Raw genomic sequence first — 21,330 nt, 5'->3', positions numbered from 1 at the left:
TGATTCGTCACGAGTCGCTAGATCATCGATTTTTAATCTTATACATTCGATTAGGGGGAGAAACATGGAAACATTGACAAATATCGTACAAACGATTACAGGTATGGGCGCTTCAGCAGTACTACCAATTATCATCACGTTATTGGGGCTATTTTTCCGAATGAAGCTTGGGGAAGCTTTGAAATCGGGGTTAACTGTTGGTGTCGGTTTTATCGGTTTGACCTTGGTTGTAAATTTATTGAACGACTCATTGACGCCTGCAGTTGATTATTATGGCGAAATCGGCTCTGGCTTTACCATTATGGACATTGGTTGGCCGGCTGTCGGAGCAGCATCATGGATGGCACCTTTTGCAGCCTTGGCAATTCCTATTGGTCTATTTTTGAATATCCTTATGGTGCGCTTAAAATGGACCAAAACATTGAATGTTGATATTTGGAATTACATGCATTTCTTAGTCCCGGGGGCGCTGGCTTACTATATCTTTAACAATTTCTTTATCGGACTGGGAGTCACAATTGTTCTTTCTGTTGCAGCACTGATTATCGGGGACAAAATTGCACCAAAATGGCAAGAGTACTACGGATTAGAAGATACAACCTGTACAACAATCATCCACACGGGTTGGACATTGCCGGTAGCAAACCTGCTAAACAAGATTATCGATTTTATTCCTGGTTTAAACAAGTTGGATGTCAGCTTGGAAGGCGTTAACAAACGAATTGGTGTTTTAGGAGAGCCAGTTGTTATTGGCGCAATCGTCGGTTTAATTTTGGGATTGCTGACTAAACAGCCGGTCACAACTGTTGTTCCGATGGCTATGGGCATTGCCGGGGTTATGGTTTTGATGCCTCGCGTAGTAGGGGTATTGATGGATGGTCTATCCCCAATCGGAAAATATGCCAAAGACTACATGACCAAACAAATGGGTGAAGAGTCCGACTTGAATATCGGGATGGATTTGGCATTGGGTTTAGGGGATCCGACTACGATTACAACCACAGTTATTTCAATTCCGTTGATCATGCTGGCAGCATTGGTTCTTCCAGGAATCAAGATGTTTCCAGTTGGGCTTTTGATGTCAGTCACCTATATCTCAGTTATGACGGTGTTATCCAGTAAAGGGAATCTTTTACGCTCCATTATAACCACGGTAATCTTTGGTGTAATTGTCATGTATCTCGGTGGTTATGTGGCACCGGGAGCAACCGAGTTTCTGACTCGGGCCGGTGTGGAGCTAAAAGGGCAGGGAACCGATTTTGTATTAACTGGCCCATGGAGCGTCCTGACTTACTTCATCAGTACGTTGTTCAAATAAACTAGTGGAAAAATGAGGAAGGCAGTGGTCTGCGGCTAGTGTCACAGATTGCTGCAAACTCATACAAATAGAAGAAAAGGGGAAATAGAAAATGGCTGAAATCTTACCTTCAATTTTTGGAGCAGACATCTTGAGTCTGGAGGAAGAAATCAAATTTTTAGAAGATGAAAAGACAAATATCCTGCACGTGGACATGATGGATGGCAATTTTGTATCGAACATTGCCTTCGGACCGAATCAAATTGCAGCGATGAAAAAAGAATCTAAAATGATTTTTGATGTTCATATGATGGTTGCTAATCCCAAAGACCATCTGGATGACGTCATTGCGACAGGTGCTGAGATGATCTCTGTTCATTATGAATCTACACCACACATCCATAATATGATGCAGCGGATCCGTAAAGCTGGCCGCAAAGCCGGTGTCGTGATCAATCCGGCTACGCCAGAATCAGTATTGGAATATTTGCTGGATGATATCGATTATATTCTAGTGATGACTATTAATCCTGGAACTCCAGGTCAAAGCTTCTTGGAAAAAAGCCTAGAAAAAGTAGCAAATGTGAAGAAAATGATTGGCAAGCGAGACATTCAAATTGAAGTCGATGGCGGCGTAAATGATGTAATTGCCGGTCAGGTTGCAAAAGCAGGCGCAGACTTGATTGTTGTTGGTGGTTTTTTATTCAGTAATGATCCAGCCGAGCAGTATGAGAAACTTCGCCAAGCAATTCAGTAAAAATCAATTAATCGTTATAAAGAAAGGGTTGAACACAAGATGGGGAATTTTGAGGGAAAAGTCGCACTGGTTACAGGCGGTGCACATGGTATTGGAAAAGGGATTGCTAAACAATTTGCCGATAAAGGGGCACATACGATTATCGTCGATTACAATGAAGAAAACGGTGTGAAGACGGCTGAAGAATTGACTTTTGGCAATGTGAAATCACTATTCGTCAAAACAGATGTTTCTGATCCAAAAGCATTGGAAAATGTGCGAGAAAAGGTATTTGCCGAGTTCGGACGCATTGATATTCTGGTATTGAATGCGGGAGTGGCCTTTGCTAATAAAGTTAACAACATCTCATTTGAAGAATGGAACAAAACGCTGGCTATCAATCTAACCGGGTTATTCAATACCGTCAAAGCGTTTTACGATGACTTTTTGGACAATAAAGGTTCGATCGTCTATATCAGCTCCGGTTCAGCACTAAGTGGTACTGGTGGCGGCGTATCTTATCCAGCTTCTAAAGCGGGTGGAGAAGGCTTGATCCGAGGCTTGGCAAAAGAATTGGGACCTAAAGGCGTGAATGTGAATGCCATTGCCCCCCGCTTGATCGACACTGGGGAAATGATGCGGGTAAACTATCCGACGCAGGCAGATTTGGATGCAGTTTTGGAAAAAATCCCTGTTCGTCGTTTGGGAACCATCGATGATGTAGCCAACTTAGCCGTGTTCTTAGCAGATCCGGACAACTCTTACATTCAAGGGCAAACAATTTTGATGGATGGCGGACGGACCATCGCTTAGATCACAATTCAAAAAGGGAGCATCAAGATGAAAAATTATACGTTAGATATACTAAATGAACTGAGAAGTAACGCCGAAAAAATCGATACGGCAGAGATTAGTGAATTTCTTGAGCAAATTAAACAAGCCAATCATATTTTCTTATCTGGAGCTGGCCGTTCTGGCATAGCTATTCAGGCATTTGCCAATCGCTTGATGCACTTAGGCTTTGATGTCTCTCTAGTAGGAGAAATTAGTTCACCTCATTCTAAAGAAGGAGATTTGCTGATTATTTGTTCTGGATCCGGTGAGACAGGAAGTTTGAAGTCTCTTGCAGAGAAGGCAATTGCAAGTGGTGTAAAAATTGCACTGGTGACGATGAAAAAAGAATCAACTATCGGCAAAGCAGCAAATGCCGTGCTGGTTTTGCCAGGAACGACAAAAGATGAAAATGAACGGGCTGCGGATCAATTTTCACAACCGATGGGCTCTGCATTTGAACAATTGGCGTTTCTAACTTTTGATAGTCTAGTACTGAACTTAATGGATGAAACTGGTGAGACCTCTGAAACGATGTTCACTCGTCACGCGGATTTCGAATAATATGTGTATAGTGTCTCTGATTGGTCAGAGACACTTTCTCTGGCAATGAATTGTGAAATGAATCACCAAGAGGAAGGTGGAAAAATATGGAAGCAGTAATCTTTGACATGGATGGTGTTTTAATTGATACCGAGCCTGTTTCTAAAGCAGCGTTTAAAGCGGCTTTTGAGAAAAATGGCCTTTTCTTTGATGAGGATATCTATCAAAGTTTGATGGGACGAAGTTTGGCGGACATTATGGAAGATTTCACGGCCAACTGGGATGCAAAAGTCGCAGAAAAGGTTATTGCTGATCGAAACGACTACTTTTTCTCTTACTATGAGAAAAGAGATGTTGATATAAAATGTGGCATCAGACGTTTGTTGCCGTATTTGAAAAATCACGGTTACAAGATTGCAGTAGCAACTTCCAGTACACAAGAAGTAGCAGAGAAGTTCCTGAAACAAGGTGGAATCTATAACTATTTCGATGCCTATGTGTTTGGTTCAGATGTCGTACATTCAAAGCCTAACCCGGAAATCTTTTTGAAAGCTGCCCAAAAATTGGGAGTCAATCCTAGTTTTTCGTATGTTGTCGAAGATGCACAAGCGGGGCTGATTGCAGCTCATGTTGGTGGTTTTCAGCCCATTTTTATTCCTGAATCAGCGTTACGTTCGGAATTGAAGATGCCGTTTGTTTGTCGTCGCTTCCAGAGCGCTTCTGCTTTTCATCTTGCGCTGATTCAGAGCAAATTTGAGGCGTCTCCTCTTTAACAAAAATTTCGTGGTAAATGACTCATGTTAAGTTAAGAAACGTTTACCGGCTGGTCGCTCATGTAAATGTTTCAAGAGGGCTATTCATAAGGCAGCGTGAGAAATGAGAAGCAAGAAGCGAGTTCTTCTTCATGCAGCAATATGAAAGTCGTCTGCTTGACAGGTTGAAGTTATTTATCAAGAGTTCAATCGTTTGTGAACTCTTGACAAGATATCAAGCACCTATTCCCTTGGTATCTTGCATAAAAAAACCAATTTGCCAGATAGTAAAGTCGCAACAAGTTGGTGAGCAACTCAAGCTGAAAATAGTAAAAATTTTTATCAAAAGGGTGCCTATTTCCAGTTTGTAAAAAAAGTCTGCAAGATGAGGTGAGAGCATCTTGCAGACTTTTTTGTTTAAAGTTGTTTGAGAAGAAGCAGTCAGCTAAATCACTTATTTAGCAGCGGTTTATTTTAAATCTTGTAATCGATGACAAAAAATCGACTATAAGCTTGCTGAAAGATTTTTTACTGCCAAACTTAGATAAATAATGGTAATGGAATTCAGATAACTCCATTGATAGTACAACAATCTTATTTACAGAGACTGTTTGCACCTATTTGCTTTGGATCAGAGCTAAGCCAGAGACAGCAGATAGATAGCCGATAATTTCGAAAAAATGTTGCTTTTTTTTCGGATGGCAGTATAATTGACAAGTCAACAGTTGATGTATCAATCGTTTAAAGGAGACAGAACATGACGCTAAAAGAAGTTAGCCACATGATGTATTTATTGAAGCTGGGGGATCAAAAAGTCAGCACTGATTTTGAACAAAAAGTAGGATTCAGTCTGACGCGTTTTGAGATGCTTCAGGTAATCAAAGAACTGCAACCCTGCTTGCAAACACGATTACAAGAAAAGCTTCATATCGACAATGCGGCGGTTACCAGACATTTGAAGATTCTCGAAGACAAAGGCTTCGTGGATCGGCAGCGCAATCCCCAAAATGGTCGAGAAATCTTTGTGACTTTGACAACAGAAGCGCAAGAAAATTTGTCCACCTGCGAAAAGAAACATCCAGATTTGCGGCAAAGCTGTTTTCCATTTTTCTCAGAAGCGGAGTTTGAGCAACTTGCGCAACTGTTGACGAAATTAAACGAACATTTGTAAGAAAGAAGGAACTTGTACATGTCACATGGGTTTAAAAATAATGATTTTGCTGATATTCTCTTCAACCGTCGCTCGATTCGTTCTTATGATCCCACAGTGAAAATTAGTCGCGAGGAGATGCTGCAGATGCTGGCCGAAGCAACAAAAGCCCCATCATCTGTTAACATGCAGCCATGGCGCTTTGTTATCGTCGAAAGTGATGAAGCTAAAAATAAATTGAAACCATTGGTACGTACCAACCAGTTGCAAACCGAAACCTCTTCGGCGATGATCCTGATTTTTGGCGATATGGCTTGTTATGAGTTTGGAGAAACCATCTACGATCAAGCATTGGCTGAGGGGAAAATGCCCCAAGAAGTCCACGACCATCAAGTGGCAACCATCATTCCCTATTATCAAAAGATGAGTTCAGAACAGATGTATACGATTGTTCAACGAGACAGCATGCTGGCAGCAATGCAGCTTTTGCTGGTGGCTCGAGGGCATGGCTATGATACCAATGTCATCGGTGGATTTGAAAATGACCAATTGGCAGCCGCATTTGATCTGGATCCAACCCGTTATGTCCCAGCGACCATCGTTTCTATCGGCAAAGCTGCCGAAGCTGGCTACGACTCTGTCCGCTTAGATCCTGAACAGGTGACTTGGTTTAAATAAAACAAGAAGCGGGTATCTGAAGCAGCTCACTGCCAGTGCAAAATCATTTTTGCTAATTGACGGTATCGACGAGTTGCTAAAGTAAAAAAATGAAACCGATCATTTCAGAGGATGGCCAAGCCCACCAAATCTGAAATGATCGGTTTTTTTGTCGAGTACTAAAAAGCGACAGAGAAATTGTGGTAAACTCAAGACGACATGTCAATAAGCTAGAAATTAAGTAGCTAACGAGTAACCGTCTTGGGAGGAAATAAGTGTGCATATCAAGATTATTTCAGTGGGAAAGCTGAAGGAAAAATATCTCGTACAGGGAATCAATGAGTACGTGAAGCGACTAGGCGCCTATGCCAAAGTCCAGTTGGTGGAAGTTCCCGATGAAAAAGCACCAGAAAACTTAAGCGAGGCCCAAATGCAGCAAGTAAAGGAAAAAGAAGGCGAACGAATCCTCGCCAAAATCAAAGACGGCGAATATGTGTACGCACTGGCAATCGAAGGCAAAAACCCTTCAAGCGAAGCATTTGCCCACCAAATCGACCAACTCGGTATTCAAGGTAAAAGCCAGCTAACCTTTGTAATCGGCGGCTCGCTGGGCTTAAGTCCAGCGGTGATCCAGCGCAGCAATACCCAAATCAGCTTCGGAAAAATGACCTATCCCCACCAACTAATGCGTTTGATTTTGGTAGAACAAATCTATCGCGCCTTCCGGATTAATACTGGAGGACCATACCACAAGTGATGATATTTCTGAGTCGGCCTACACAAATAATCAGAAAATAACCCAAGACTAAACTTTCCGAAGCAATAAGTTCGGTTTAAAAGTATAACTTTCTATTGTGTAATTATGAAAGGAGGTTCCAAAATGGCGCAACATCCAAGTAGACAAATTATGTCCCAATTGATTAAACGTCAGTGGAATTTGCATTCAATTCAAGCAGCCATCGTGGATTCTAAAGGTGAAATCTTTTCGATTGGTGAAACTACTGTATCAGGTGATCATGATCCAACTGCTCATGCAGAAGTGAACGCCATTCGAAAAGCCTGTCAGCAACTTGGCGTTAGTGAGCTGCCAACGGGCTATTGGTTATACTCTACATTTGAACCATGTCCGCTTTGCAGTTCCACCGCAGTATGGACTGGAGTTGAGGGTATTGTCTTTGCTAATAACTCGAACTTCAGAGGAAAGGAACAAAACTGGTCCTTCATTTCATGTAGAGAAGTATTGGAAGCTGGTGCTTACATACATGAGGTTAAATTGGTTTCAGATTTCATGATTGATGATATAAAGGGATACTTTACTCGTCACGATGGGTAGTAGCCATTCTTATTAACATTACGTAAATACTGTAGAAAATTAGATAATCAAATATATATTATTTCTATGATCCGCAATCCTATGAATAGTAGGATTGTGGGTCTATTTTTGTTTTTCGGAGGGATAGCTATGTTTGAGAAAAAGAACCAGCGCTTTTTAACACAGGGCATCAAGGAAGGGGTACCGCTAGAAGTTCAATTGTTACTATGGCATTTGATTGATGGGTCGATCTGGAAAAAAGATTACCTACAAATCTTTGAATTGTATAAGGAAAATCATATTCAAAAGTTAATCATTGTTCATCGTCAAGAACAACCAGAGTATCGCCGTACCTCGGGAAATATTGAAACCCTTGCTTTTGTCGAATGCCGTTTCTTGTATCGTCTGCCACAATCATCCTTCGTCGGACCCAAGCCCATCTGTAAACGATATTCAATTTACCAAAAAACTACGATCTTGCTGCGAGCTGTTGAATATTGAGTTACTGGATCATTTAATCATTGGCTTTGAGGGGAGATACTTGTCATTACGGGCAGAAGGCTATTTCGAAAAATAGAATGTCAGGAGGAAATCGTATGGTTGAAGAGGTCATTGAACTATTGAAGCAACAAACTGGAATTATCACTAAGGCAGAAGACTGGGGAGAAGAAAGTGTCACGCTTGGTAACGAGGAAGTAGACCCAGATACTATCCCAGTTGGCATCGAGTTACCATCATTTGTTTTGGCCACTATGTATCTCTATAGGGAGAACCAACAAGAATTTGTGGTGTATTTTCTGGAGGATTCATTTACCCACCAGAGCATTGCCAAGGGGCTCTTGGTTGATGGAAAGCTAGTATGGTCAGCAGTATGAAGAAAGAGCAAAGAGAAGAAGAGTTGTTTAGGCTGCTGGTTGAGTCTATGGAAAAAGTCATTGAAGCAATAAAGGAAACACTAAGGGAGTGAATTTAACATGCGCTTTGAAATCAAATTGGCAATTCAAGTTGTGACGTTGGTCATCGTGGAAATTATCAAAAACAAATACAAAATCTAGGGGAAAATAAAATGATCGTCAAAAAAGGAGCAACAATCACCATTGAGAATTGGCTTAGTGACAATAACCAACACCGCTATCTACAAAAGCGAGTTTGGGGAGAAGGCAAGAATATCGCGATCGTGGTCACTGTACATCCGGGTACCGCAGATCCGATTATTACGGATTTAACGACAATGTTGATTCAAACAAAGGTTCATGAGTTAGGCCATGATGGGGTCTTTCTTGTGAATCTTTTTAGTGCCATTAATGTTACTTCCAAGAATAAACGTGCTTTAAAACAAGGCTTGGATGTTCATTCTTTTGAAGTATTAGAATCGGTCTTTGGCGATAAAGCTGTTAAATCCATCATATTTGGCATGGGTAGTATTGTCGCAAATAATCAGTTAGCTGTTAAAGCATTTCATGAAGTCTTTGGAAAAATTCCCCAAGCAAAGAGAAAGCTGGTCAAGTATTTGGTTACTGATGAAGGAAAACCGGCACATCCATTGTTTCCTAGTGTTCGGAGTGAATGGGTATTAAGTAAGGAGTTAAACTTGGACATCGAGAGTGATAATGTCAAGGAATAGGACCTTAGGTATGCCATGTGAAGAGAGTTACAATTAAAATGTTATGAGAAGTTTGGAGGTGTCTTAAAGGTGGAACCCGTTGATATTTACAGTTGGAACGCCATTTACCGAGAATTCGCAAAACTTATTGGAGTGGAATCAACGCTGGAAATTTTTGAAAACTACCATGGAACGCAGATTAATTTCCCTATGCGCCTTGTTTCAAGTGACCATATCAAGCAGGTTGTCCTTAATGAATACGATGGCACGAACTTAAAAGAGCTGGCTATGTTTTATGGATATAGTGAACGGCACCTCCGAAGATTACTAAAGGATGAGACTAAAGAAATTGATTTAGGTGGTGATCAAGTAAAAGAGCAATCTTTGCCCTATATTCAAGAGATTAAAAAGAAGCTTAGGGATTCAGACTTAGAGAATGGAAAAAACGACTAAAGAAAAACAATAAGGAGTGTGTTGGTTATGTTGGGTTTTATTGCGATTGTTGCGATATGTTTTGGAGGCTATAAGCTGTATAAGTATTTGAAGGAAAATACGGATATCAATGTCTCACCTAAAGGAATTATCATTGGAATTGGAGTAGTGTTGCTTGGCTTAATGAAGCTTGGCAATATCAGTCAAGAAAAAAGTTGGAAAGCGAACAGCACACAATATACTTGTAAAAAATGTGGGCGAACAATTCGTACAATTTTCAACCCGGCTGTTAGTGAAAAGGATCCTTGTTCCGGTGGCGGACAGCATCGCTGGATGAAATCGTAGTAACCAAAAGATCTGTGTGCTTTTTGCATGCAGTTTTTTCTTTTGTCAATCGTAAATTATTGAACTTCGATAAAATCATTTGGATCCAAAAAAGTGAAGTGCTACACTGTAAATAATGATGTAGGAAAGGAAAAAAATATGGGTTAGTTAAGTGAATGAATTTTTGTTAGCAAAGGAGGAAACACATGACGTTTAAAATCGATGATATTCGAAAAAGAGCATTTACAATAAATAGTCACAATAAAATGAAGAAGTTCAAAGGAACATCAGTTTTTGCTAAAACAATTAAGTTTTTTGAGGATACGTATTTGATTTATGTCGAAAACAATATAAATGAAGTTGAAAGGGTTTTTAGCGAACCCACAGATGATGAAACGTGTGTATTGTTATTCTTTCTATTTATTAAGAAAAAGCTTCAAATTTCTGATCCACTTGAATTTATAGGAAGTGACAATCAAGGAAGTAGTAACAGCCCACGTGTTAATGGAAAGGAAGCAATTATTTATACAACCGATGAGCAACGCCAATGGGGGGCTGAAATACAAGAAAATTTTTATTGGTTTATGAATAATATTTTAGACAATGCAACTTTGGACTTGTTTCTAGAAGCGTCTATTAGAAGATTCAATATTGAAGCTAGGGAATATGATTTTGATGGTCTGATTAAAAACGGTTACATTGGAGAGACTGCGAATGTTGATGGATTTTTCTATAACCAAATTAGAAGAATCGTGCAGAGGAATTTCAACGAGACTGGTAATAACGTAGATATTCTGGCAGTTAACAATATCGAAGTGATATTTCGAAGGGTTTTAAGTGCTATCACAACTCCTCACGCGAATATGGAGTATGTGAGACAGTTAGTACACGAGAATCTCAATAATCTAAGTCGAATTAGGGAAAGAATAGATTACGACAGAAACCTTGCGATAATCGAGGCTACGAATATTATAGAACACACTAGAGATAGTTTCTATGACACTGTATTAACTAATTCATCTGGTGTTATAGAGCTTTACTATGTCAAACAGCAATATGACATCATTAATCAGATGCAAAATGATTTAGACAAGTTGAAATCGGAATTCGCCAAAAAAATTAGAGACCCAGATTGGCTTAATTCAGTAATTAACTAATAAATTTTTCATTAACAATAGAAAAGAACGCTTAGGTTTATGCTGTGGGTGCATGAACTTAAACGTTCTTTTTTATTAAAATTAAAGCAAAAGCAAAAGCTGTAGACCCATTTTATAATCATCTCGTAGCGAGTTTTTGTTCCGTTAAAGTCAAGAAGGCGTAGTTTTTTTCCTGTCCATAGACCAACCGCTGTATCAATTTCTAATGACCAGGCTTTTCTCGACTATCCACCACATCAGACCGTTTTTCAATTAATTCACCTAACGATTTCTTGCTCTTATTGATTCACTCTTTCTTTAGACTACGTAACGGTTAATGGTTCAAAGAACTTGTGGATAGGAAGGCTCTCATAAGAAAAGCGATTCTAACGTTTTACAAGACCAATAAAGGTATCCGGATAATACTTTTATCTTGCATTGTAAAATTCGCTTTGTAGTTTGCTATTTATAATTAAAAAAATCAAAAAAAATGCTGTAAAAAAATCAGAATATTGTGTCTTTTTTTGCTCGCGTGACTCAAGTGCCGTAATATCTGAAATTTAAACAATAAATTTTCTAAAAGAGATAATTTTATGGTTTGTTTTTTGAAATTTGATATATGTTGGTCAGGTTTAGAAATAAATTTAGCTGTTTTCGGTATTTTCCGGAGAAAGTCCATCCCCTAAATCCATACTATTATGAATTTGTTCCAAAAAAACATTTGAAAGGATGGAAAATGATGAAAATACTACGGCCAAATTTGCTAACGAATATTTTGTATTTAGTTAGTAGATTAAATGTCAAGGGTTATTGCAAAGATGAAAGGGCTCGACTTTTAAGGGCAGCGACTGTAATTGGTATGAACTTTTGTACCATATTTGTGGTACTTAATGCTGAGAGACTGATGCATGAACAAGGTTGTGATTCCCGTACTCAACGAATTTTTGTACGGATACACAGCTATGCACGCGGAGGGACCACTGATGGATTCACAAGCTATCTCCGCAGATGAAGCCGGAAATATGCTGCCAAATCGGTTGGCATCAACGGATAGCGGAGTAGGAATGACTTCCCCGAGACCTACTAGTAATACTAGAGAGCTGGGGGGAAATGCTCTGTCACTAGACTACATCATGATTAGCTTCATAGAGGCAAATGCGGAAGAAATTTGTGATTACTTATTCGACTTTTTGTTTGAAGATTTCGACAATATGGATAGTAGTATGCGTGGATTTAGTCGCGTTTTGACCAATGGTTCATTGTTTTTACATTACGACAACAAGGGTTCCAAATCCGTCGTTGTATTGGAAATTCGCGGACGTGGTTGCCGATATCTTGAGCAACAGCCAGACCATTCGTGGCTAGAGTTTTTTCAGAGAATAGTAGAAGCACCCAACCATGTTCTGTTGGAGAGGTATGCAGTCAAAAGAATCGATGTAGCAATCGATAGCCATACTAGTGACACGTTGACTCCGGCGCGTGCTTTAAGCTACTTGAAGAAAAACCTGGTCACATCAAGGTTTCAAACCAGTCGGACGATCCACGAATATCGCATCAAAAGCAAGGAGTTGTCTGGAGATAGCTTCTATCTGGGCAAACGGTCCAGTGATTTGTCAATTCTCATCTATGACAAGCAGTTAGAGTCCGGGGTTGGTACTGTGTGGTATCGGACTGAGCTGCGATTCAGAAATTTATGGGGAATGAAAGCGATATCGACGTTAGTGGATACCAGTGTCAGTTTCTCAAAGTTCATAGCCGACACCCTTGGGGCCAATGTTCAATTTCGATCCTCGGTCCACAAGAGATCAGAGCTGAGAAGGCAACCTTTGGCAGCTTGGTACTCTAAGTATCTTGTTTACATCGAGAATCAGAGCCTTTATAAGTTGAATCGGTCCTGATGGTAATCTGGGATATGATTTACTGAAAACAAATGAAAAGGAGAGAAACATGATAGAAAACTTTAAAGGAAAACCAATTAAGCGAAAGCGAATTGTTTCATCCTCTGGGAGTTCCGTTATGTCGGACAATGAAACAATTAATGAAAATAACTTACCAACTGCAAGCGATAGCCATGTTACCGATAGTGCTTCTCTCAAAGAAAAACTAGAAAAAGTCAATTTGTCAGGTTATTACGAACAAGAGAGGAAAGCCAGGAATGTCCGATCATCAAAATATCGGACGGATACTACTTCTTTTCTAATCGATTTAGCACTAGAGAAGGCTAGTTTGGGTGTTGAGTGGTTTCTTATGCTTGAAACAAATCGTGAACTACGAACTAAACATGGACTTAAGAATTCTCAAATTTCTGGGCATCTTTATGCAAAGTTGAACCAAGGTTTTGTTGAAAATCGAGAATTGAATGATGAAGAGCTAGCAGTTTTTGATGAAGCGGGTATCTCTCCAGGGAATATGAAGGCTTGGCGAGTGACTGATGCCTTTAGAGAACGAATGAGGCTTATAAGAGAACAAATTGAAAAAGATGATGCTAACGAAGCCACCGTTAGTCAAGACTCTGTTAGTAGTGTGTCTGATATTAAAGAAGGTGAAACTGATGAAGCAAGCACAAGCAGCACTGACGAATGAGGACCTAGACTTTCAATCGTTAGTGAAGGAACTCGAAAAAATGGATATTCAAAGGAAGGAAAAAAATAATGATTAAATTAAATTGTGGACGGGCAAAACTTCTGCTAGCAATCTATCGATATTACGGTACCCAATGGTTTAAAACGGATGAACTAATTAAAATGTATAGGTTCTTCGGTCTAAGTGAAACCAGTATGGGAGCTGCTATTAGCTTTCTTGGAAAGGAAGGCTACTTGGAAAAAACGCGAGGTGCTTTTACTTCCAATGGGCGCATACAGAAGCAATGGCGGCTTACTAGCAAAGGGTTAGAAGAAGCTGAACATTTGATGCAACAATCCAATAATTAGTACGTTGTATGAAGTGAATGGCTTATTTGAGAGGCGGTGAGATAATGATGACTCACAAGAATGCAGTGGTGGAAAGGGTCAGTCAAGAAGAAACGGATTTTCCCCGCCACATGGTGGGCTTTCTGGTCCCCTTCGTTCACCACGAGGAAGTAAAAAACTCGGTTGGTGATTAAGTTTTAGGCGCCTTATACACCAAAATAGAAAAATGTTTACAGAAGGAGTTTAAGTGATGGACAAAGCCAAAGATTTTCACTTGGCAAGCGGTACTGAGATGAATCAGCAGTTTGAACCACTTGCAAAAGAAATAGCAAAGGAGATACTTCGGTTCTTGTACTGAGGTTTTCCAGTGAAGGAGAGCTTAATCGCTCTTCTTCTATTTTATTTGGAGGGAAAAAGATGAAAAACGTAGCTTATTGCCGTAGTTCAGGATGGCAACCCGGTAAAGTAGCCTTACAGTCACAGAAAAAAATCTGCCAAAGAGAAGCGGCAAAACGTGGTCAGTATATTGCAGAGGACCGAATTTTGCTCGAGTATGGTAAATCAGGTCGTGATTTGAATCGCCCAAAAATGAGTGTACTAATAGATTGGATTGAGACGGGCCAGTTAGGCAATGGTAGCCTTTTCATTTCTAGCTACGACCGTTTAACAAGGGATTTGGCAGACCTAAAGAAGTTGATGAACCTGTTCGATGAGCATACGATCAATGTGTATTCTGCTAAAGAAAAGATTCCACCTAATATGTCACCTTCAGTACGGGTCTTCTACATTCATTCACTGGGAGCGATTGCGCAAGCCTATTTGGAGACGTGCCGCCAACATGCACTGCTCGCCGCAGAAAACAGGCGTAAAGAGGGGAAGCCGCTGGGAACTGCTCCATATGGATATGTGATGTCCCATGGATGCTTAGAACTTGTCCCAGACGAAAGTAAGGTTGTACACAAGATATTCGACTTGTATTTATCGGGGTTAGGCTACAAGAGAATTTGTCAGTATTTTACAGAGCACGGAGTAAAAATTTATGGGAGGGACTTTCTTGAAACAGATTTGTACCGAATTTTGGGCAATCAAACTTATGCAGGGATACTTGGAAAGGGAGATAATACCTATGAAGGCGCCCATCAAGCCATTATTTCTCTTCAAAAATTCGAACGAGTGCAACAGTTGCGTCGAACAAAGCATCAACAGAAGGTTCACGTTGTAGAGTATCCGTTAAGGAAAAAAATTTGTTGCCCTTGTGGGTGGCATGTCAGTTGCCATACCAAAAAACAAAAAAGTGGGGAAATCGTGCGCTATTATGAATGTTCGAATCCAATCCATCGTAAAGGTGGGTATCCAGCGCAGCTACTTGCTGACGAGGTGGAAAGAAAAGCGTTGTCAGTGGTCAAGAGCTTCTTGTCAAATCAATCATTAATCAATCAAATTGTGGATCAGATCAAGCAGAAGCAAGCTGAAGAGCAACAGATTGAACTGAAAAGCCAAGAGGAACTGCGAGTAAAGCGGGCACAGCTTTTTGATAGGTATGAGAAAAGGAGCATGGATGCTGTGGAATTTTCCAATCAGCTCAAACAATTAAAGAAACTTGAACATACTCCATTACCTAAAGTAACTGTAAGGGCTGAAACAGTCCAATCGATTTTAATTACCGAAAAAACGATGCCGGATGCTTTCTTTTTTCAACTGATTAAGGAGGTCACTCTTTCGCGAGAAAATGAAATTGTTGGGATTTATTTAAAGAACATGATTGATAACAACTTAATGGAAGTGGTGAGGAAATGAACGAAATAACGGACGCATTTGACATTCTTAACCTAAACCGAAAACAACGTCGACAATTAGGAAGAAAAATAGCAGTTGGGTATTCTAGGGTATCTACTCAAAATCAGCTAGAGGAAGGCCTAAGTCTCGCAACGCAGGAGAACGAGATCAAGAAAAAAGCAAAAGAATTAGATCTTTTTTATAGGATGACTTATGTCGATGGTGGAATTTCGGGCAGTGATATTGAGCACCGGTCAGGAATGATTCAATTGCTTGAGGATGCAAAACAAGGGATATTTGATGCGGTGATTATTTATTCTATCTCTCGTGCTAGTCGGGATCTAGAAGACTTCTTATTAATAGTGAGTACGCTTGAAAGCTATGATATTGAGCTCATCAGTATTTCCGAAGTCATTGATACGAGCAATCCAGCAGGGACCATGTCAAGGAACCTATTAGCGATAGTAGCCCAGTTCGAACGAGAAAGAACTAGTGAATTAGTAAGCGAAGGAATGAAAACTTTAGCAAGCGAAGGTCGTTTTACAGGGGGGCGCATGTTAGGCTACCGTAGTGGAACGGATGATGAGGGACGAAAGATACTGATTATTGAGCCAGACGAAGCGAAAATCGTACGAACAATTTTTACAAAGTACGCGGCTGGTGAAGGGTATCGGGCTATTGCAAATTATCTGAATAGACACGGATTTAAGACCGTTACAGGAAAAAGTTTTAATTCGGGTGGTATTAAGACAATTTTGTCTAATCAGAAGTATGGAGGGATCATCGAGTACGGACGATATCATCAATGGGCCAAGAAGAGAAGGCGTGGTGCTAATCCAAATCCCATTATCCAAAAGGCAATTCATGAACCAATTATTGAAGAAGGATTGTATCAAAAAGTTAGAGAACGACTTGAACTTGAGAAAACCCAACCAAGTTGGACTCAACGAGGGGAAAACGTTCTTACTGGTATCTTGAAGTGTCCGGTATGTCATGGTCCAATGGCAGCATCTAATGTGACTAATACATTAAAGGATGGGACAAAAAAGCGAATTCGTTACTACTCATGTGCTAATTTTCGAAATAAGGGGGCCACGGTGTGTAGTGCCAACTCTATTAGAGCTGACTTTGCAGAGAAGTTTGTTTCTGATCGACTCCGTGAACTTGTGAGTTTCCCAGAATTTTTGGCAGTGTTAGTGAAAGAAATCAATCAAAAAATATTGGACGAAATTAGCCCACTGGAACAAGAACTAGCCACACTACAATTAACCATGCAAGAAATTGATGAGAAGCTAATAGCTTGGGAGCAATTTGAATTAATCGAAAAAGATTTAAATGAAGATGTTACTTTACGTAAAGATCAACTAAGGGAACAGATAATTTTTGCTAAACAGAGAGAACGTGAAATTCTTTCTGTGCTTGAACACCAAGAACAAAAAGTAGAAGTAGCAGATGTTCAGCAAATCTTACAGGCGCTTGATAGGATGTTGCAGAAGGCTTCAAAGCCAGTCATTAAGCAAATTTATCGTTCATTCATAGAAAAAATCGAGTTCGACCCGTTAAACAAAGAGCATATTAGAATCACCATGAAGTTTGATGAAGCGATTATTCATCAACTCAATCAAATCTATCAAGAGGCTGTATCCGGTGAAACGGATGCAGCCTTTTTTGTGTTGAAGCGACCATTTACGTTGATTGTCTAAGGAATCGCAATAGATTGAGTCTGAGCCATAACGAAACCCCGGCTATTTCAAATAGCTGGGGCAGTCGTTACGGAGGTGCGTAACGGCTGTGAAGATAATAAAGGCTAGATATTGTTCAAAGGAACAGGTTGAGAAACGCATTTGTTTAGACCAAAAGCTATTGTATTTCAAAGGGAACATGGATAGAGTATTCTTTAAATTTTTCAATTTGACTAGATATTGGATGTGGTTCTTTCAATAATTTATTATATATCGTATAATATTTGGGACAGGATTATTTATATAGAAAACTCCTTACTATAGGTTTTTTCGAGTAGAATTGTCCCATTGGTTAATTTTTTTATTAACTTGGGTCGTTATTTTGGAGGGACTTATATGAGAAAAAATGTACTAAATTATCTTCCTGATTTGGTGGAAGCAAGCTTTAGCAATGATAATAATTCGCTTGAAGCTGTAGTAGTTTCTATGATTAGAATGTTAGCTAAAGAAGAGGATACAAGGAAAATTGCAGAAAAGTTATCAACGATATTATCTAAGCATCAGGCGGGACTTTATCCTGATCAAAAGGTTACTAGATTTTATCAAGAGAATAAAGAATATGAAGAATTCGATTCATATGTTTATAGGAAAAAACCACAGAAATCGTTATCTGATCTGATTTTGAACAAAAGCACTTTAAATAAAATCGATGACATTATTATCACATATAGAAATAAAGATAAGTTAAAAGAACTTGGAATAAAATTAAATCAAAAGATCATTTTAAATGGGGTACCTGGCACAGGTAAATCTTCAATAGGAGAAGCATTAGCTTATGAATTAGGCTTAGAGTTTCTCTTAGTGAATATTCCAACGTTATTTTCTAGTTATTTAGGTGATTCGGGTAAGACGATATCCAACCTTTTTTCAGCACTAAGTAATCGAAATGCGGTTATAGTTTTTGATGAATTTGATAGCATAGCGATAAGCAGGTCATCATTAAATGAAGTTGGTGAAATGCGACGTATAGTTAATTCCGTATTAACTAGTTTAGATAATTGGGCTGGGGAAGGAATGATTGTGGCAACCACCAATGATAAAGATAATTTAGATAGTGCTGTTTGGCGTAGGTTTGATGAAAGAGTAGATATTGATTTACCTGAAAAGGAGAATAGAGTTAGGTTGTGGGATAAATATACTAATTCTTTATTGAATAGAGAAGAACTACGAATTCTAAGTGAGTTAAGTGAGGGCTTTTCTCCAGCTGAAATTGAGATATATTCTCAGCAAGGCCTTCGAATTAAAGTAATTAAAGATAAAAATCCATTTCTTACAATTTTGGATCAACTATCAATAACTATATCTAGTACGAAGTTAAAGACCGATGTTGTTCAATATTTGAAAACTCGCTACCCAGATTTATCTACAAGAGAAATTGGTGAAATTACTAAAATTTCAAAAAGTTCTGTTCAGAGATACGTTAAGGAGATGAAATAGTATGCAAGAAAATAAAAATTCCTTGATAATTAATGGGAAATCTTTGGCAAAAATTGGTCATAAGCCCGCAAGCGGTGGAGATAGTAGTTTAGAAGAACGTAAATTCAGAAGGAGCCTTGGCGAGGCTAGGAAACATATGACATCGCAACTTAAGCGAATGGTTGATAGAATAAATGAAGTTCCTTCTAAATATCGATTAAATAATCTCTATTTTAAAATTAACTATCCAAAGGAATTTTTAGCAAAATCTTATCAGGTTCGTTCAATATATAATGAAGCTGGTTTATCTCTAGTCGGTTCTTCTACATGGTTAGATGATAATGAAGACGAGGGGAGATCAGATTTTCTTTCTGGAACACAGGAAGAAATTGATAGTTTTCGAAAATTAATTGAGAATACTGATATAAAGATTCAACAAAAAGAGATTCGACGCATGGAAGAAATTTCATTACTTGAACCACTCTTCCTCATCGATAATAGTGAGATGGCTCAAGATCATTTAGACATATATGAAATGGTTTTTCATGCAATTGAGGATTTGGAAGAATTTAAAACTAAATTTGAAGAATTAACAAATCTGGGTCCGGATGAGTATTCATTGTTAGAAGCTGAAAATGGAATTGTTTTTATTACCGCTAAACTATCAAAAGAAAACAGAGAGAAAGTTGCGAAGTTTAATCCTCTCCGATCAGGCTACCCTGTAAACAATCGAGATTTTACATCAGCATCTTTTGCAAATGAACCTGTGGTGAATAGTTATAATTTGAAAAATATGCAAGAAGATGAAATTAATCAACTTCCATGGGTAGGATTAATCGATGGCGGTGTTTCTCTTAATAATCCATTTTTTAAAACAGTAGAGCAAATCCATGAAAGCAGATTTAAATCAAGTGGAGAGTATAAAGAACATGGGACATCGGTAGCTAGTGTAATATTATATGGCGACTTAAGTAAGGAAGAGGATAAAGAGATAGGTCCGAGTTTTAGGATACAAAGTATTCGCGCACTGCCATCAGATAAAGATATTGAATTTAATTTATTAACCGTTGATCAATTGATAGAAGAGGTTATCCCACTTTATAGAAATATTAAGGTGTGGAACTTATCTATAGGACCACAAGGGCCAATTCTTGATGAAGTTGTTTCATCTCTTACTAGAATTTTAGATAAAGTGTCATATGAAAATGATATTATGTTCGTTATTGCAGCGGGGAATACAGGGAATGAATCAGGTTTTTCACGCAGAATACAAATACCTGGTGATTCAGTTAATAACTTAACAGTTTCATCTTATTTTATGAATAAAGGTATAAAATCAACAAGCTCCTATAGCTCGATTGGGCCAGGAAGAGAGGGAGGTAAACTAAAGCCAGATATAGTAGATCACGGTGGTTTATTGCCAATCGATCCAGTTTATACAGTATCGACATATGAATACTTACTTAATAAAGTTCACGGAACTTCATTTGCGGCTCCACATATTACAAGAAAGATGGGAATGATTTTAAGTCAATACCCAACGTTAAATGTATGGGAAGCACGCGCACTTTTAGAACATTCTATGACATTAAGAATTTCTGAATCCAGAGAAGTAAAGTATGATGGAAAAGGAGAGCTTGATAACGGGGATATTCAACTGTTAACTTCAAACGAGGATGAAGTAAGAATTTTGTATTCGGGAACTATTTCTGCAAAGGGTTACGTACTTCTACCTATCCCAATACCCCAAAAAACAATATCAAAAAGAGCTACAATTACTTGGACAATTGTGACAAAGACAAAAGTAAATCCAGATAATACGGACAGATATACCGAATATGGTATTGAGGATGATTTTTTCCCAAATTCAGAGAAATTTAACTTTAGCATGGAAAGAAAAAAGAAAGTTATTGATATTTCAACAATCGAGGGTGCTGAAGAAGCAGAGGTCTTATTGAACAATGGCTATAAACGGAGCTCGTATCCAGCTAAGGAAGCACCGAAGTATATGTCTGAGTCTGACCGTCGAAGAGAATTATTAAAGTGGGATACTTCTAAAACACAGAGAGTGAATAAGATGGTTAAAAGTTTGAAAACTCCGTATATTCGACTTCATGGATTATCAAGATCAGATCATAGAGATCGAATTGAATATGCATTAGTTGTGACTGTCCAATTTCATGGTGACATAGATATTTACAATAATATAATGTCAGAGTATCCAGTGTTGCAATCAATTCAGATAAGAGAGCAAAGTCAACAAAGAATATAGTTACGCAGCCACTTCTATTTTATGAATGGGAGTGGCTATTTCGTTAGTTGGATGTCAACCACCAGTGGAGATTATGTAGTACTCGAAGCAAAAAACTACTGGAATGCAGATAGAGAATCGAAGGCTATGCTCACCCAAAGTCCGTTCTTGTCGTAAAATTCTGACGTTAATTGGAAACAACGAGAGTATTGAACCTAATCAAAGTTAAGGATAGCACCAACACCATTAGCGATTCCTTAGCGGTAAGCACTTATATTCACAGAGATGAACGCCTGTTATACTAACGATGTTGATTGAATAACTGCGCAAATTTATCTTTTCATAACACTATGGGCAAAATAAAAACTCAAATTGATTCAAGGTGAGTTATCATAAATGGTGATATTCAGAAATATTCATGATATATCATTCACTTCCGATACGCAGGACCGTATCATAAATG

The 21,330-nt window shown here is 38.8% G+C and carries 23 protein-coding genes and 1 pseudogene; all 24 read left to right on the top strand.

The window, feature by feature from the left end; genetic code table 11:
• Positions 1-64: 64 nt before the first annotated feature.
• The 24 genes and pseudogenes from ACOMA8_RS01150 to ACOMA8_RS01035 all read left to right on the top strand — a co-directional run bounded on the left by ACOMA8_RS01150 (position 65) and on the right by ACOMA8_RS01035 (position 20,888).
• Positions 65-1,318 (top strand): PTS transporter subunit IIC, encoded by a 1,254-nt coding sequence (locus tag ACOMA8_RS01150; protein WP_161898104.1) that lies wholly within the window; start codon positions 65-67, stop codon positions 1,316-1,318.
• Positions 1,319-1,409: 91 nt separating this feature from the next.
• Positions 1,410-2,054 carry a ribulose-phosphate 3-epimerase gene (rpe, locus tag ACOMA8_RS01145; protein WP_161898105.1) on the top strand — a complete coding sequence of 215 codons (645 nt, stop codon included), beginning with the start codon at positions 1,410-1,412 and terminating at the stop codon, positions 2,052-2,054.
• Positions 2,055-2,093: 39 nt separating this feature from the next.
• On the top strand, positions 2,094-2,846 hold the full coding sequence (locus ACOMA8_RS01140; RefSeq protein ID WP_161898106.1) for an SDR family NAD(P)-dependent oxidoreductase: 753 nt from the start codon (positions 2,094-2,096) through the stop codon (positions 2,844-2,846).
• 27 nt (positions 2,847-2,873) lie between these two features.
• Positions 2,874-3,428, top strand: coding sequence for a 6-phospho-3-hexuloisomerase (hxlB, locus tag ACOMA8_RS01135; protein ID WP_421367713.1), 555 nt, complete (start codon positions 2,874-2,876; stop codon positions 3,426-3,428).
• Between the two features lie 86 nt (positions 3,429-3,514).
• Positions 3,515-4,180 (top strand): HAD family hydrolase, encoded by a 666-nt coding sequence (locus tag ACOMA8_RS01130; RefSeq protein WP_161898108.1) that lies wholly within the window; start codon positions 3,515-3,517, stop codon positions 4,178-4,180.
• 736 nt (positions 4,181-4,916) lie between these two features.
• Entirely contained in the window at positions 4,917-5,330 is a 414-nt protein-coding gene (locus ACOMA8_RS01125; protein WP_161898109.1) for a MarR family winged helix-turn-helix transcriptional regulator, read from the top strand.
• A gap of 18 nt (positions 5,331-5,348) precedes the next feature.
• Complete coding sequence (locus ACOMA8_RS01120; protein WP_161898110.1) at positions 5,349-5,987, top strand: nitroreductase family protein; 639 nt, start codon at positions 5,349-5,351, stop codon at positions 5,985-5,987.
• 256 nt (positions 5,988-6,243) lie between these two features.
• Positions 6,244-6,723, top strand: coding sequence for a 23S rRNA (pseudouridine(1915)-N(3))-methyltransferase RlmH (rlmH, locus tag ACOMA8_RS01115; protein ID WP_161898111.1), 480 nt, complete (start codon positions 6,244-6,246; stop codon positions 6,721-6,723).
• Positions 6,724-6,846: 123 nt separating this feature from the next.
• On the top strand, positions 6,847-7,299 hold the full coding sequence (locus ACOMA8_RS01110) for a nucleoside deaminase (RefSeq protein ID WP_421367709.1): 453 nt from the start codon (positions 6,847-6,849) through the stop codon (positions 7,297-7,299).
• Positions 7,300-7,365: 66 nt separating this feature from the next.
• A pseudogene (locus ACOMA8_RS01105) lies at positions 7,366-7,569 on the top strand (DUF960 family protein); the annotation flags it as partial.
• A gap of 25 nt (positions 7,570-7,594) precedes the next feature.
• Positions 7,595-7,855, top strand: coding sequence for a JAB domain-containing protein (locus ACOMA8_RS01100; RefSeq protein ID WP_421367707.1), 261 nt, complete (start codon positions 7,595-7,597; stop codon positions 7,853-7,855).
• Positions 7,856-7,874: 19 nt separating this feature from the next.
• Entirely contained in the window at positions 7,875-8,153 is a 279-nt protein-coding gene (locus ACOMA8_RS01095; protein ID WP_421367705.1) for a 4'-phosphopantetheinyl transferase, read from the top strand.
• 191 nt (positions 8,154-8,344) lie between these two features.
• A complete protein-coding gene (locus ACOMA8_RS01090) occupies positions 8,345-8,902 on the top strand; it encodes a DUF1643 domain-containing protein (RefSeq protein WP_421367703.1) in 558 nt (185 codons plus the stop codon).
• Positions 8,903-8,971: 69 nt separating this feature from the next.
• Positions 8,972-9,334: a Mor transcription activator family protein gene (locus ACOMA8_RS01085; protein ID WP_421367701.1), complete on the top strand. Its 363-nt coding sequence runs from the start codon at positions 8,972-8,974 to the stop codon at positions 9,332-9,334.
• Positions 9,335-9,361: 27 nt separating this feature from the next.
• Positions 9,362-9,658 (top strand): hypothetical protein, encoded by a 297-nt coding sequence (locus ACOMA8_RS01080; protein WP_421367698.1) that lies wholly within the window; start codon positions 9,362-9,364, stop codon positions 9,656-9,658.
• A 185-nt stretch (positions 9,659-9,843) separates the two neighbouring features.
• Positions 9,844-10,794: a hypothetical protein gene (locus tag ACOMA8_RS01075; protein ID WP_421367696.1), complete on the top strand. Its 951-nt coding sequence runs from the start codon at positions 9,844-9,846 to the stop codon at positions 10,792-10,794.
• Between the two features lie 962 nt (positions 10,795-11,756).
• Entirely contained in the window at positions 11,757-12,671 is a 915-nt protein-coding gene (locus ACOMA8_RS01070; RefSeq protein ID WP_421367694.1) for a replication initiation factor domain-containing protein, read from the top strand.
• A gap of 49 nt (positions 12,672-12,720) precedes the next feature.
• Entirely contained in the window at positions 12,721-13,356 is a 636-nt protein-coding gene (locus ACOMA8_RS01065) for a hypothetical protein (RefSeq protein ID WP_421367691.1), read from the top strand.
• A 68-nt stretch (positions 13,357-13,424) separates the two neighbouring features.
• The gene (locus ACOMA8_RS01060; protein ID WP_421367689.1) at positions 13,425-13,703 is read left to right on the top strand and encodes a hypothetical protein; all 279 of its coding nucleotides are present in this window, start codon (positions 13,425-13,427) and stop codon (positions 13,701-13,703) included.
• A 44-nt stretch (positions 13,704-13,747) separates the two neighbouring features.
• Positions 13,748-13,876, top strand: coding sequence for a hypothetical protein (locus ACOMA8_RS01055; RefSeq protein ID WP_421367687.1), 129 nt, complete (start codon positions 13,748-13,750; stop codon positions 13,874-13,876).
• 223 nt (positions 13,877-14,099) lie between these two features.
• Complete coding sequence (locus tag ACOMA8_RS01050) at positions 14,100-15,479, top strand: recombinase family protein (protein ID WP_421367685.1); 1,380 nt, start codon at positions 14,100-14,102, stop codon at positions 15,477-15,479.
• On the top strand, positions 15,476-17,161 hold the full coding sequence (locus ACOMA8_RS01045) for a recombinase family protein (protein WP_421367681.1): 1,686 nt from the start codon (positions 15,476-15,478) through the stop codon (positions 17,159-17,161). Before ACOMA8_RS01050 ends, ACOMA8_RS01045 begins: the two co-directional genes overlap by 4 nt.
• A 375-nt stretch (positions 17,162-17,536) precedes the next feature.
• Positions 17,537-18,637, top strand: coding sequence for an AAA family ATPase (locus tag ACOMA8_RS01040; protein ID WP_421367679.1), 1,101 nt, complete (start codon positions 17,537-17,539; stop codon positions 18,635-18,637).
• Position 18,638: 1 nt separating this feature from the next.
• Positions 18,639-20,888 (top strand): S8 family peptidase, encoded by a 2,250-nt coding sequence (locus tag ACOMA8_RS01035; RefSeq protein ID WP_421367677.1) that lies wholly within the window; start codon positions 18,639-18,641, stop codon positions 20,886-20,888.
• The last annotated feature ends 442 nt before the right edge of the window (positions 20,889-21,330 follow it).

It is taken from the genome of Enterococcus infantis, assembly GCF_049166715.1.
Taxonomy (GTDB): domain Bacteria; phylum Bacillota; class Bacilli; order Lactobacillales; family Enterococcaceae; genus Enterococcus_C; species Enterococcus_C leclercqii.
Note: the sequence above shows the minus strand (reverse complement) of the source record. Positions and strands in the feature narration are given on the sequence as shown.